General features: G+C 72.5%; 5 protein-coding genes. All 5 read left to right on the forward strand.

The window, feature by feature from the left end; all coding sequences use genetic code 11:
* Positions 1–18: 18 nt before the first annotated feature.
* From HUT12_RS06265 to HUT12_RS06285, 5 genes are read left to right on the forward strand one after another with little or no spacing between them, the layout of a single operon-like run.
* Positions 19–10,455 carry a non-ribosomal peptide synthetase gene (locus tag HUT12_RS06265; RefSeq protein WP_176092785.1) on the forward strand — a complete coding sequence of 3,479 codons (10,437 nt, stop codon included), beginning with the start codon at positions 19–21 and terminating at the stop codon, positions 10,453–10,455.
* 12 nt (positions 10,456–10,467) lie between these two features.
* The gene (locus HUT12_RS06270; RefSeq protein WP_131051449.1) at positions 10,468–10,686 is read left to right on the forward strand and encodes an MbtH family protein; all 219 of its coding nucleotides are present in this window, start codon (positions 10,468–10,470) and stop codon (positions 10,684–10,686) included.
* A complete protein-coding gene (locus HUT12_RS06275) occupies positions 10,683–12,239 on the forward strand; it encodes a tryptophan halogenase family protein (RefSeq protein ID WP_201272278.1) in 1,557 nt (518 codons plus the stop codon). The genes HUT12_RS06270 and HUT12_RS06275 overlap by 4 nt, the downstream gene beginning before the upstream one ends.
* Positions 12,239–12,781 (forward strand): flavin reductase family protein, encoded by a 543-nt coding sequence (locus HUT12_RS06280; RefSeq protein WP_131051450.1) that lies wholly within the window; start codon positions 12,239–12,241, stop codon positions 12,779–12,781. Before HUT12_RS06275 ends, HUT12_RS06280 begins: the two co-directional genes overlap by 1 nt.
* Entirely contained in the window at positions 12,769–14,718 is a 1,950-nt protein-coding gene (locus tag HUT12_RS06285) for a RiPP maturation radical SAM C-methyltransferase (protein ID WP_176092786.1), read from the forward strand. The genes HUT12_RS06280 and HUT12_RS06285 overlap by 13 nt, the downstream gene beginning before the upstream one ends.
* Positions 14,719–14,738: the final 20 nt, after the last annotated feature.

Raw genomic sequence — 14,738 nt, forward strand, 5'->3', positions numbered from 1 at the left:
AGTTCCGAAGGGACCTCCATGTCTGACACCCTCGCCGAGCGGCTCGCCCAGCTCTCCCCGGAGCGACGCCGGCTGCTGCTGGAGCGGCTCGGCCGCGGCGACGCCCGTCCCACCGGGATTCCGCGTGCCCCGCGCGACGAGGCCCTGCCGCTGTCGTTCGCCCAGGAACGGCTCTACTTCCTGTGGCGGCTGGCGCCGGCCTCGGCGGCGTACCACGCGCCGGTGGCGGTGCGGCTGACGGGGCGGGTGGACGTGGCGGCGCTGGGCACCGCGCTGTCGGCGGTGGTGGCTCGGCACGAGGTGCTGCGGACCCGGTACGTCGACGGGGCGCAGGGCCCGGAGCAGGTGGTCGAGGCGGCGGCCCCGGTGCCGCTGCCGGTGGTGGACGTACCGGCCGGGGCCGGGGCGCAGGCGGCGCTGCGGGAGCTGATCGACGCCGAGACGCTGCGGCCGTTCGACCTGGCCGAGGGGCCGGTGCTGCGGGCCACGCTGTTCCGGCGGTCACCCGAGGAACACGTACTGCTGCTGGTGATGCACCACATCGCCTGCGACGGGTGGTCCCTGCCGATCATGTGGCGGGAGCTGTCCACGGTCTACCGGGACGGCGCGGCGGCGGCCCAGCGGCTGCCCGCGCTACCGGTGCAGGTCGCCGACGTCGCCTGGTGGCAGCGACGCCGCCAGGCCGACGGCGGGTACGAGCCCGGCCTGCGGCACTGGCAGGAGCAACTGACCGACGTTCCGGTGCTGGACCTGCCGGTCGCCCGGCCCCGCCCGACCACCCCCACCTTCGCCGGTGACCGGGTGCCGGTCCGGCTGCCCGTTGCGGTCGCCGACGGGCTGCGGGAACTCGGCCGGTCCACCGGCTGCACCCCGTTCGTCGTGCTGCTCGCCGCCTTCCAGGTGCTGCTGTCCCGGCTCTCCGGCCAGCCGGACATCGCCGTCGGCACGCCGGTCGCCGGCCGGGACTCCGACGCCGTCGCCGGGCTGGTCGGCTTCTTCGCCAACACCGTCGTGCTCCGCGGTGACCTCTCCGGCAACCCCACCTTCACCGAGCTGCTCGGCCGCGTCCGGAGCGTCGTGCTCGACGGACTGGCCCACCAGGACGTGCCGTTCGACCAGGTCGTCGAGCGGATCAACCCGGCCCGGGACGCCAGCGCCACCCCGCTGTTCCAGGTCATGTTCACCACCGACGGCGACGCGGCCGGCGCCAACGACGCCTGGGACCTGGGCGACGTCGACGTCGAGCCGTACTCGGGGGCGGCCCAGGGCGCGCAGGTCGACCTCACGCTCGGCCTGCGGGACGGTCCCGAGGGGCTGACCGGTGAACTCGAGTACAGCGTGGACCTCTTCGACGCCGACGCCGCCGAGCGGATCGTGGAGCACCTGGAACAGTTGCTCACCGGCATCGCCGAGGCACCGGACCGCCCGATCGGCGACTACCGCCTCTCCACCAGCCACGAGCGCCGTCTGGTGCGGGACTGGAACAGCACCCGGCTCAGCTACTCGCCGTCGATCTCCGTGGAGCAGCACTTCGAGGCGTACGCGGACGCCACCCCGGACGCACCCGCGCTGGTCTGGGACGGACGGACGCTCGACTACGGCACCGTCGAGGACCGCGCGAACCGGATCGCGAACCTGCTGCGCGGGCTCGGTGTCGGCATCGACGACCGGGTGGCGATCTGTGTCGGACGCGGCCACGACACCGTGGTCGCGCCGCTGGCCGTGCTCAAGGCCGACGCCGCGTTCATGCCGGTGGACCCGGAGCAGCCGGCGGCCCGCATCGCCGTGCTGCTCGACGACGCCGCGCCGACGGTGGTGCTCTGTGACGCCAGCACCGCAGCCGACCTGCCCACCGGTCCGTGGCGGCAGGTCCGGCTCGACGACCCGGCCACGCTCGCCGACGTGTCGGCCGCCCGTCCGCCGCGTACCGCCCCGCCGTCCGCCCTCGCGTACGTGATCTACACCTCCGGTTCGACCGGTACGCCGAAGGGCGTGATGGTCACCCGGGGCGGCACGGCGAACCTGCGCGCGGCCTGGACCACCTGGGACCCGGGACCGCTGCGCCGCTGGATGACGATCGCCAGCTCCGCCTTTGACGTCTTCGTCGGTGACGTCGTCCGTAGCCTGGCCTTCGGTAGCTGTCTGGTGCTCGGCCCCCGCTCGCTGGCCCGTGACCCGCAGGCGCTGGTGGGCGAGTTGGCGGCGGAGCGCGTCGACGCCTTCGACACGGTGCCCGCCGTGCTGACCGCCGTCACCGCGCACCTGACCGAGAGCGGCCGGCGGCTGCCCGACCTCAAGCTGCTGATGGTCGGCGCGGACAGCTTCGCGATCAGCGACTACGCCGCCGCGCTGGAGGTGCTGCCGCCCGGGGTGCGGATCGTCAACGCCTGGGGTGCCACCGAGACGTCGATCGACAGCACCATGTTCGCGGCCCGGCCCGGCGTGAGCACCGCCTCCGGCATCGTGCCGGTGGGTTCCCCGGTGGCCAACACCGCCGTGTACGTGCTCGACGAGCGGCTGCGTCCGGTCCCGATCGGAGTGGTCGGTGACCTGTACGTCGGCGGCCACGGGGTGACCCGGGGCTACCTCAACCGGCCCGGCCTCACCGCCGACCGGTTCCTGCCCGACCCGTACGGCAGCGACAGCGGCAGTCGGCTCTACCGCACCGGTGACCGGGGCCGGTGGCTCGCCGACGGGGCCGTCGAGTTCATCGGCCGCAGCGACGACCAGGTGCAGATCCGGGGTCACCGGGTCGAGCCGGGCGAGATCGAGGCGGTGCTGCGCGGGCACCACGCGGTCAGCGAGGCGTGCGTGGTGGCGGTCCGGGACGGGGTCTCCCACCACCGGCTGGTGGCGTACGTGGTGGCCGCGACCGGCACCGCGCCCACCGGCGGCGACCTCCGCGCGTACCTGGACGAGCGCCTGCCGGCGCAGTTGCGGGTCTCGGCGTTCGTGCCGATCGACCGGCTGCCCCGCACGCTCAGCGGCAAGGTGGACAAGTCCCGGCTGCCGGCGGTCACGCCCGAGGACGGCACGGTGGACCGGGTCGCCCCGCGCGACGAGACCGAACGGGCCGTGGCGCAGGTGTGGCAGCAGGTGCTGGGCCGGACCGACCCGATCGGCGTGCACGACGACTTCTTCGAGATCGGCGGGCACTCGCTGCTGGCCACCCGGGTCGTCTTCGGCCTGCGTCAGGCGCTCGGGATCGAGCTGCCGGTGCAGGCGGTGTTCGACGCCCCCACGGTCGCCTCGATGGCCGCCCGGCTCGCCACCACCGTGCACATCGCCGGCCCGGCCCCGATACCGGTGCCCCGCCTCTCCGACGGGATGCCGCTGTCGTACGCGCAGGAGCGGCTCTACTTCCTCTGGCAGTACGCGCCGGAGTCACCGGCGTACAACATGCCGGTCGCGGTGCGGCTGCACGGCGCGCTCGACGTGGACGCCCTGGCCGGCGCGCTCGGTGACGTGGTCGCCCGGCACGAGATCCTGCGGACCCACTACGTCGCCACCGACGACGGCCCGGTGCAGGTGGTCGACGCGCCGTACCCGGTCGAGCTGCCCGTGGTCACGGTCACCGGCCTCGCCGACGACCTGATCACCCGGGTCCTGCACGACGAGTGGGCCCGCCCGTTCGACCTGGGCAGCGGCCCGGTGCTGCGCGGTTTCCTGCTGCGGGTCGGCGAGCACGACCACGTGCTGCTGGTGGTGCTGCACCACATCGCCTACGACGGCTGGTCCCACCAGGTCGTGTGGCGCGAGGTGACCGAGTGCTACCGGGCCCGGCGGGCCGGCAGCGCGCCCGACCTCGACCCGGTGACCCTGCACTACGCCGACTTCGCCTGGTGGCAGCGGGAGCGGCGGGACAGCGGCCGGTACGAGGAGGCGCTCGACTACTGGCAGGGGCAACTCGCCGACCTGCCGGTGCTGCGACTGCCGCTGGACCGGCCGCGCCCGGCGACGCCCAGCTTCGCCGCCGACCGGGTCCGGCTGGAGGTGCCGGCCGAGACCGTCCGGCGGCTGCGCGACCTCTCCGCGGCACGCGGCGTCACGCCGTTCATGGTGCTGCTGGCCGCCTTCCAGGTGCTCCTGGCGCGGGTGAGCGGCCAGCGCGACATCGCCGTCGGCACCCCGGTCACCGGCCGTGACCACCCCGAACTCGCCGACGTGGTCGGCTTCCTGGTCAACAGCGTGGTGGTCCGCACCGAGCTCGGCGACGGCCCGCACGGCCCGACCTTCGCCGAACTGCTGGAGCGGGTACGCGGCACGGTGCTCGGCGCGCTCAGCCACGCCGAGGTGCCCTTCGACCAGGTGGTGGAGCGGCTCAACCCGGTCCGGGACCAGAGCATGTCGCCGCTGTTCCAGGTGATGTTCACGCTGGCCGGGGCCGAGGACGAGCCCACCGGCCTGGCCGACGTCGAGGTGCGGACGCAGGATCTCGCGCTCTCGTCGCTCCAGTTCGACCTGGCGCTGATGATGCACCTGGTCGACGACCGGCTCACCGGTGAGGTCTACTTCGCCACCGACCTGTTCGACCACACCACCGTGGAGCTGCTGGCCGACCGGCTGGTCCGGCTGGTGGGCAACCTGGTGGCGGAGCCGACGGCACCGGTCTGTGCGGTGGAGATCCTGGCCGAGCGGGAACGGCGGGAACTGCTCACCACCTGGGCGGGCAGTGCCGGTGCGGTGTCCGCCCTGACCCTGCCGGAACTGTTCGAGGCGCAGGTCGCGGCCACCCCGTCGGCCCCCGCCGTCGAGGCGGACGGGCGCACGCTGCGCTACACCGAACTCAACGAGCGGGCCAACCGCCTGGCCCGTACCCTCGTCGCCCGGGGCGTCGGCCCGGAGCGGACGGTCGCGCTCGCGTTGCCCCGCTCGATCGACCTGATCGTCGCCATCGTCGCGGTCGCCAAGACCGGTGCGGCCTACCTGGCGGTGGACCTCACGTATCCCGCCGAGCGGCTCGCCTTCCTGCTCGACGACAGCGCGCCCACGGTGGTGCTCACCACCCGGGCGGGGCTGGCCGTGCCACCGGTGGCGGCGGCGTCCACCGCGGTGGTGCTGGAGGAGATCGACCTGGCGGCGGCCTCTCCGGCGAACCTCTCCGACACCGACCGGCTCGGCCCGCTGCGGGTTGCCGACCCGGCGTACCTCATCTACACCTCGGGCTCCACCGGCGTGCCCAAGGGCGTCGAGGTGACCCACGCCGGTCTGGCCGGGCTGCTGGCCAACCAGATCGTCCGGCACGACGCCCGGCCCGGCGCGCGAGTGTCGCAGCTGGTGTCGCCGAGCTTCGACGTGATGGTGGCGGAGGTGTCGATGGCGCTGCTGGCCGGCGGCTGCCTCGTGGTGTCGCCGACCACCGTGGCCGGCGAGGAACTCCACGCCTACCTGGCCGAGCACCGGATCAGCCACGCGCACATCCCGCCGTCGGTGCTGGCCACCGTCCCGCAACGGGAACTGCCGCACCTGAGAGCGATCATCACGGGCGGCGAGGGCTGCCCGCCCGACGTGGCCGCGTACTGGTCGACGGGCCGTCGCATGGTCATCGCCTACGGGCCGACCGAGGCGACCATCGACGTCAGCTCCCGGGTGTACGAGGCCGACGGCCCGCCCGACCCGCAGTCGGTCCGCTCCGACATCGGTCGCCCCATCTCGGGTGCCCGGGTCTACGTGCTGGACGAGGGGCTGCGGCTGGTGGCGCCCGGGGCGGCCGGCGAACTGTACGTGGCCGGTCCCGGGCTGGCCCGTGGCTACCGGGGACGGCCCGGCCTGACCGCCTCGCGGTTCGTCGCCGATCCGTACGGACCGGCCGGATCGCGTATGTACCGCACCGGTGACCTGGTGCGGTGGCGGCCCGACGGCGGGTTGAGCTTCCTCGGCCGCGCCGACGAGCAGGTCAAGGTCCGCGGGTTCCGGGTCGAGCTGGGTGAGATCGAGGCGGTGCTGGCGGCGGGCCCCGGAGTGGGCCAGGTCGCGGTGGTGGTCCGCGAGGACCGCCCCGGCGACCAGCGGCTGGTGGGTTACGTCTGTGCGGCGGACGGTGCCCGGGTCGACGTGGAGGAGCTGCGGGCCTCGGCGGCCGAGCGGCTGCCCGGTTTCATGGTGCCGTCGGCGATCGTGAAGCTGTCGGCGCTGCCGCTGACGCCGAACGGCAAGCTGGACCGGGCCGCGTTGCCGGCACCGACCCGTGGCGCCGGTGGCGGCCGCCGGCCGGTCGGTCCCCGCGAGTCGGTGCTGTGCGGGCTCTTCGCCGAGGTGCTCGGCGTCGACCGGGTCGGCGTCGACGACGGCTTCTTCGACCTGGGCGGGCACTCGCTGCTGGCCACCCGCCTGGTCTCCCGGGTGCGGTCGGTGCTGGGGGTGGAGCTGACCATCCGGGCGTTGTTCGAGAACCCGACCGTGGCCGCGCTCGCCAAGGCGATCGACCCCACGGTGACGGCCCGACCGGCGGTCCGCCCGGTGCCGCGCGGCGAGCGGATCCCGCTCTCCTTCGGCCAGCAGCGCCTCTGGTTCCTGGACCGGATGGACGGCACCGACACCGGTGCCCGCAACACGCCGATCGCGTTGCGGCTGGCCGGTTCGCTCGACGCCGACGCGCTCGCCGCCGCCGTCGCCGACCTGGTGGCGCGGCACGAGCCGCTGCGCACCGTGTTCGGCGAGGAGGGCGGGGTGCCGTTCCAGACGGTCCTGCCGCCGACCCGGCCGCCGATGCCGGTGCGGGACATCACCGAGGCGGACCTCGCCGACGCGCTGGCCTCGGCCACCGCGCAGGGTTTCGACCTCGCCGCGCAGATCCCGCTGCGGGCGCAGCTGTTCCGGATCGACCCGGAACTGCACGTGCTGCTGCTGGTCATGCACCACATCGCGGTCGACGGGGCGTCGCTCGCCCCGCTGAGCCGGGATCTGGCCGACGCCTACTCGCTGCGCCGGCAGGGCAGGGCCCCGCAGTGGTCGCCGCTGCCGGTGCAGTACGCCGACTACGCGGTCTGGCAGCGGGAGATCCTCGGCGACGACGGCGACCGGGACAGCGAGGTCAACCGGCAGCTCGACTACTGGCGGGCCAACCTGGCCGGTGCGCCGGAGGAACTGTCGCTGCCCACCGACCGGGCCCGCCCGCCGGTGGCCAGCTACGCGGGGGACACCGTCGCCCTGCGGCTCGACTCCGACCAGCACGACGGGCTGCTGCGCCTGGCCCGCGACCGGCGACTGAGCCTGTTCATGGTGGTGCAGGCCGGGCTCGCCGCGCTGCTGTCCCGGATGGGCGCGGGCACCGACATCCCGATCGGCACCCCGTCGGCGGGCCGGGGTGACCCGGCGCTGGAGGCGATGGTCGGCTACTTCGTCAACACGCTGGTGTTGCGCACCGACGTCGGCGGCGACCCGAGCTTCGCCGAGCTGCTCGACCGGGTACGTGACACCGACCTGGCCGCCTACGACCACCAGGACGTGCCCTTCGAGCGTGTCGTGGAGGCGGTCAGCCCGACCCGTTCGCTGGCCCGGTTCCCGCTGTTCCAGGTGCTGCTGGCCTTCCAGAACAACGCCTCGGCCGCGTTCGACTTCGCCGGGTTGCAGGTCAGCCACGAGGCGGTCCGGCACGGGGTGTCCGAGTACGACCTGACGCTCGACGTGTTCGAGGACTACGGTCCGGACGGCTCTCCGGCGGGCCTGCGCGGCTACCTGGAGTACTCGACCGACCTGTTCGACGAGCCGTCGGTGGCGGCCCTGGCCGAGCGCCTGGTGCGGCTGCTCTCCGCCGCGGCGACCGACCCGCACCTGCCGGTCAGCGAGCTGGAGGTGATGTCGGCGCAGGAACGTCAGGCGCTCACCGTGGACTGGATGGGCCCGAGTCGGCCCGCGCCGCCGGTGCGGCTGATCGACCTGCTCGCCGAGCAGGTGGCCGCCACCGGTGACGAGGTGGCGGTGGTCCACGACGACACCCGGATGACCTTCGCCGAGCTGGACGGGCGGGCCAACCGGCTGGCCCGGTTGCTGGTCGACCGGGGGGTCGGCCCGGAGCGGGTGGTCGCGCTGGCCGTACCGAGGTCGGCGGAGATGGTCGTGGCGCTGTTCGCGGTACTCAAGGCCGGTGGCGCGTACCTGCCGCTGGACCTGGAGCATCCGGCGGACCGGCTGGCGTTCATGCTGGCCGACGCCGCGCCGGTGGTGGTGCTCGGCACCGCCGCCGGGCTCGCGGCGCTGCCCCCGCTGACCACCCCCGTGGTCCGGCTCGACGACGAGGCGGTCCGCACCGAGCTGGCCGCGCTCTCCGACGCGGAGCTGGCCGACCCGGAACGCCTTGCGCCGCTGCGGCCTGAGAACCCCGCGTACGTCATCTACACCTCCGGGTCGACGGGTCGGCCGAAGGCCGTCGTGATCGAACACCGGGGCATGGTCAACCTGTACTGGAGCCACCGCACCACGTTCTTCCGGCCCGAGGTGGCGGCGGCCGGCGGCGGCCGGTTGCGGATCGGCTTCACCGCGCCGCTGACGTTCGACACCTCGTGGGACTCGCTGCTCTGGATGCTCGACGGGCACGAGCTGCACGTCATCAACGACTTCGTGCGCCGCGACGCGGAGGCCTTCGTCGACTACATCGACCGGCAGCGCATCGGGTTCGTGGACCTGACGCCGTCGTTCATGCAGCAGCTCGTCGCGGCCGGCATGTTCGCCGACGGCCGGCACCACCCGACCGTGCTGATGGTCGGCGGCGAGGCCGTCACCGAGACGCTGTGGAACGCGATGCGGGCCACCCCGGACACCGCCAGCTACAACTTCTACGGCCAGACCGAGTGCTCGAACGACACCGCGTCGTACCGGGTCTCCGACGGGGACGTGCCGCTGATCGGCAAGCCGATCCTCAACTCCCGGCTGTACGTGCTGGACGAGGCGCTGCGGATGGTGGCACCCGGCGCCGCCGGTGAGCTGTACGTGGCCGGTGCCGGCCTGGGCCGGGGCTACTGGGGACGCGCCGGACTCACCGCGACCCGGTTCGTCGCCGACCCGTTCGGCCCGCCCGGATCGCGCATGTACCGCACCGGCGACGTGGTGCGCTGGGGGCTGGACGGCAACCTGAGCTTCGTCGGCCGCGCCGACGACCAGGTGAAGGTCCGCGGGTTCCGGGTGGAGCTCGGCGAGATCGAGGCCGTCCTGGCCGCCGACCCCGCCGTCGGACAGGTCGCCGTGGTGGTACGCGAGGACCGCCCCGGCGACCAGCGACTGGTCGGGTACGTCTGCCCGGTCGCCGGTGGCCAGGTCGACCTGGCCGCCCTGCGGGCGCAGGCCGGCGAACAACTCCCCGGCTTCATGGTGCCCTCGGCGCTGGTGCCGATGGACTCGCTGCCGCTGACTCCCAACGGCAAGCTGGACCGCACGGCGCTGCCCGTCCCGGAGTCGACCGGCGGCTCCGGTGGCCGGGGACCGGTGGGCCCCCGCGAGACGGTGCTCTGCGGCCTGTTCGCCGAGGTGCTGGGCCTGGACACGGTCGGTGTCGACGACGGCTTCTTCGACCTGGGCGGTCACTCGCTGCTGGCGACCCGCCTGGTCTCCCGGGTGCGGGCCGCGCTGGGCGTGGAGCTGACCATCCGGGCGCTGTTCGAGAACCCGACCGTGGCCAGCCTCGCGTCGGCCGTCGAGTCCGGGGTGGCCGCCGACCCGTTCGACGTGCTGATGCCGATGCGCGTGCACGGCGACGGCGCGCCGCTGTTCTGCGTACACCCGGTCGGTGGTCTGAGCTGGTGCTACTCGGGGCTGCTCCGGCAGTCGGGCATCGACCGGCCGATCTACGGGTTGCAGGCGCGCGGCGCGGACGGCGGTGAGGTGCTGGCCGGCAGCGTCGAGGAGATGGCCGCCGACTACCTCGCCGAGATCCGGCGGATCCAGCCGCACGGCCCCTACCACCTGCTCGGCTGGTCCTTCGGTGGTCTGGTCGCGCACGCCATGGCCACCCGCCTGCAGGCCGACGGGGAGCAGGTCGCGGTGCTCACGCTGATCGACAGCTACCCGGCGATGGACGTGGAGGACGTCCGGGTGGAGACCGCGGCCGAGGCCCGGGCGCTGCTCTTCGACGCCCTCGGCCGGCCGGGTGCGGCCACCGACCGGGACGCGACGACCGGGGACCCGGAGGACGGGGAGCGGCCCGATCCGGGCGACGAACTGCTCGACGCGAAGACCGTGGAGGCGCTGACCGGGGTGGTGCTCAACAACGCCCGCCTGATGGACGCGTTCACGCCCGAACGCTTCCACGGCGACGTGCAGTTGTTCGTGGCCACCCGGACCTGGGACGACCGCCTCGACCCGGCCACGGTCTGGCAGGCGTACGTCGACGGCCGCGTCGACGTGCTGCCGGTCGACGACGAGCACGACCGGATGACGCAGGCTCCGGCACTGGACACCATCGGCCCGGCGTTGGCCGACCGGTTGCGGCACGCCCGTGACCACGAGATCCCCACGGCATGAGAGGAACCACCGATGACGCAGCCGGATGACGTCCGTTTCAAGGTCGTGGTCAACCACGAGGAGCAGTACTCGGTGTGGTGGTCGGACCGGCCCAACCCGCCGGGCTGGCAGGACGAGGGCACCGACGGCACCCGTCAGGAGTGCCTCGACCACATCGACCGGGTGTGGAAGGACATGCGGCCGCGCAGCGTGCGGACCGTTCGGGAAGCGATCCAGGGAGCGCAGGCATGATGATCCGCGACGTTGTCATCGTCGGTGGCGGGACCGCCGGCTGGATGACCGCCACCTACCTCAAGACCGCCTTCCAGGACCGGATCTCGGTCACCCTCGTGGAGTCGGCGGCGGTCGGCACGATCGGCGTCGGCGAGGCGACGTTCAGCACCATCCGGCACTTCTTCGACTACCTGGGGCTGGACGAGCGGGAGTGGATGCCGCAGTGCAGCGGCTCCTACAAGCTGGCCATCAAGTACGACAACTGGCGCGGCGACGGCAGCCACTTCTTCCACCCGTTCGAGCGGCTGCGGACCTCCGACGGGTTCACCGCGGCGGAGTGGAACCTGGCCCTCGGCGACCCGACCGAGAGCTTCGACCGGGGCTCGTTCATCACGCCGTACCTCTGCGAGGCGCAGCGCTCCCCGCGCATGCTCGACGGCAGCCTGTTCACCGCGAGCCTCGACGGTGAGCTGGGCCGCTCCACCCTGGACGAGCAGCGGGCGCAGTTCCCGTACGCCTACCACTTCGACGCCGCGCTGATGGCCCGCTACCTGACCAAGCTCGGTGTCGCGCAGGGCGTCCGGCACGTCGTCGACGACGTGGTGGGTGTCGGGCAGGACGAGCGCGGCTGGATCACCCACGTCTCCACCCGCGACCAGGGCGACGTCACCGGTGACCTCTTCGTCGACTGCACCGGCTTCCGGGGCCTGCTGATCAACCAGACGTTGAAGGAGAAGTTCGTCTCCTTCACCGACGTGCTGCCGAACAACCGCGCGGTGGCGCTGCGGGTGCCCCGCGACATGGCGGAGCACGGGATCGCCCCCTACACCAGGGCCACCGCCAAGGACGCCGGCTGGATCTGGACCATCCCGCTGTACGGCCGGATCGGCACCGGCTACGTCTACTCCGACGAGTTCTGCGAGCCGGAGGAGGCGGAGCGCACGCTGCGCGAGTTCGCCGCGCCCGGTCAGGACGACCTGCAGGCCAACCACATCCGGATGCGGATCGGTCGCAACGAGCGGTCCTGGGTGAACAACTGCGTCGCGGTCGGCCTCTCCAGCGGTTTCGTCGAGCCGCTGGAGTCCACCGGCATCTTCTTCATCCAGCACGCCATCGAGCAGTTGGTGAAGCACTTCCCGGACAACACCTGGGACGAGACGCTCATCCGTGGCTACAACGACAAGGTCGCGCGGGTGATCGACGGGGTCAAGGAGTTCCTGGTCCTGCACTACGTCGCCTCGCCCCGGCAGGACACCGACTACTGGCGGGAGACCAAGGTCCGGGCGATTCCGGACGGGCTGGCCGAGCGCCTGGAGACCGCGGCCGTGCGGCTGCTCGACGAGAGCACCATCTACCCGTACTACCACGGGTTCGAGGTCTACTCGTGGATCACGATCTGCCTCGGGATGGGTCTCGCCCCGAAGAGTCCCCGGCCGGCGCTGGCGCACATCGACCCCACCCGCGCGTCGGCCGAGCTGGCCGCGATCCGGGCCGACGCGGAGCGGCTGGTGAGCACCCTGCCGAGCGCGTACGAGTACCTGAGCACCATCCAACCGGCGGCGGAGGGGTGATGACGGTCGTACCGATGCGTCCCGGGTCCGAGCCGTCGCTGGCCGACGGCTGCCGGACCTTCATGAGCGGTTTCCCGACCGGCGTGGCGGTGGTGACCAGTGTGGACGGCGAGGGGGCGCCGTGGGGGCTGACCTGCTCGTCGCTGATGAGCGTCACGCTGGAGCCGCCGACGCTGCTGGTCAGCCTCAAGGTGGGCAGCCGCACGCTGGCCGCCATCGAGGACCGGGGGAGGTTCGGGGTCAACCTGCTGCACGCCGGGGGCCAGCGGGCCGCCGAGGTCTTCGCCACCGGTCAGGCGGACCGCTTCCACCAGGTGAGGTGGCAGCCCCGAGGCGACGACCGGTTGCCGTGGCTGGTGGAGGACGCCTGCGGGTTCGCCGCCTGCGCCCTCTCCGACGTCCGGGTCGTCGGTGACCACGCGCTGGTGGTGGGCCAGGTCTCCGACGTCCAGTACACCGCCGACACCCCGCTGCTGTACGGGTTGCGCCAGTACTCGCGCTGGCAGCCCTCGATCGTGGAAGGGTCCACGTGCGCCAGCTAGTCCTCGTCAACATGCCCTTCGCCGACCGGCGTCGACCGTCGTTCGCGCTCAGTCAGCTCTCCGCGTTGGTCCGCCGGGACTTCCCGGACGACTTCGACGTGCGGGTCTGCTACCTCAACCACGACTTCGTCCGCTACTTCGGCGCGCAGGAGTACGACGCCATCGCCGGGGACATGGACTTCCACGTCGCCGGGGTGGGGGACTGGATGTTCCGGCAGCTCGCCTTCCCGGAGCTGCCGGACAACGTGGACGAGTACTTCAGCCGCTACTTCACCGGCCCGGCAAAGGCCGACCTGCGGCGTACCGTGCTGCGCCGGCGCGAGGGTCTCAAGGACTTCCTCCGTGGCATGGTGGAGAAGTACCGCCTCGACGAGGCGGACCTGCTCGGCTTCAGCTCGATGTTCACGCAGAACCTGCCCAGCCTCGCGGCGGCCCGGATGGTCAAGGACCGCAACCCGGCGGTGACCACGCTGATCGGCGGCGCCAACTGCGAGGCGCCGATGGGCGCGGCGTTGGCGCAGAACTGCCCGCAGCTCGACTTCGTCTTCTCCGGCCCGGCGCTGGTCACGTTCCCCGAGTTCCTGCGCAGCGTGCTCGACGACGACCTGGAGCGGGCGCACCGGATCCGTGGGGTCGTCACCCGGCGGAACCAGATGGAGAGCCGCTACCGCAAGGGGATCGGCCCCAACGCCGACATCGACGACTACTTCGACCCCGACTACACCGAGTTCCGCGAGTCGTTCGACCAGATGGTGCAGCTACCGGCCGCCGCGGCGGAGCCGATGCTGTTCTTCGAGACCTCGCGGGGCTGCTGGTGGGGGGAGCGGGCACACTGCACGTTCTGCGGCCTCAACGGTCAGACCATGGCCTACCGGGCGATGCGACCGGAGAACGCGCTCAAGCAGTTCGACTGGCTCTTCTCGCACGCGCCGTGGGCGAAGAAGTACTGCTGCACGGACAACATCATGCCGATGGACTACCTCACCGACGTGTTCCCGAAGCTCGATCCGCCCGAGGGCATCTCGATCTTCTACGAGGTGAAGGTCGGCCTGGACATCGAGGACATGACGGTGCTGGAACGCGCCGGGGTGAACGAGATCCAGCCGGGCATCGAGGCGATGGCGACGCCGACGCTCAAGCTGATGCGCAAGGGCACGTCGTCGTTCCAGAACATCCAGTTCCTGAAGAACTGCCTGCGGCTCGGGATCAGCCCGGTGTGGAACCTGCTGATCGGGTTCCCCGGCGAGGCCGAGGAGACCTACCGGCGCTACGTCGAGGACCTGCCGCTGCTGGCCCATCTGCCGCCGCCGCAGGGCTGCTTCCCGGTGCGGTTCGACCGGTTCAGCCCGTACTTCAACAACGCCGCCGAGTACGGGCTGGACCTGGAACCGGTGGACCACTACCGGCTGACGTACCCGTTCGACCGCGACGGCCTGCGCGACGTGGCCTACTACTTCGCCGACCAGAACGTCTCCGACTACATGATCTCGTCGGCGACCTGGCTGCGTCCGCTGCGCGAGCGGGTCGGGCAGTGGAACTCGGCGTGGGCGGCGGGCAGCGGCCCGGCGCTGACCCTGACCCGGACCGCCGGTGGCACCACGATCCGGGACACCCGCGCGGGTGCGGAGCTGGTCTACCCGATCGACGAGGTCGACACCGAGCTGCTGCTGCACCTCGACAAGCCGGTACGGGTGGACAAGCTGGGCGCCGAGCTGCCGCATCTGGCCGAGGTGCTGGAGGCGCGGCTGGCCGGACTGCGGGAACGCGGGCTGCTCTTCTTCGAGGGACACCGGGTCATGAGCGTCTGCGTCTCCGACAGCGACGTCGACCCGATGCCCCGCCCCCGCCGCACCGTGGTCGGCGGGACGCGGTCGCTGCCGCTGTCGCCGACCCGGCCGCCCCGGGACGTCCGGAACCTGTCCCTTCCGGTGGCCTGACCCAGGAGCGAGGGAGTCAG

Origin of the sequence: Verrucosispora sp. NA02020, from assembly GCF_013364215.1 — a bacterium.
Taxonomy (GTDB): Bacteria; Actinomycetota; Actinomycetes; order Mycobacteriales; family Micromonosporaceae; genus Micromonospora.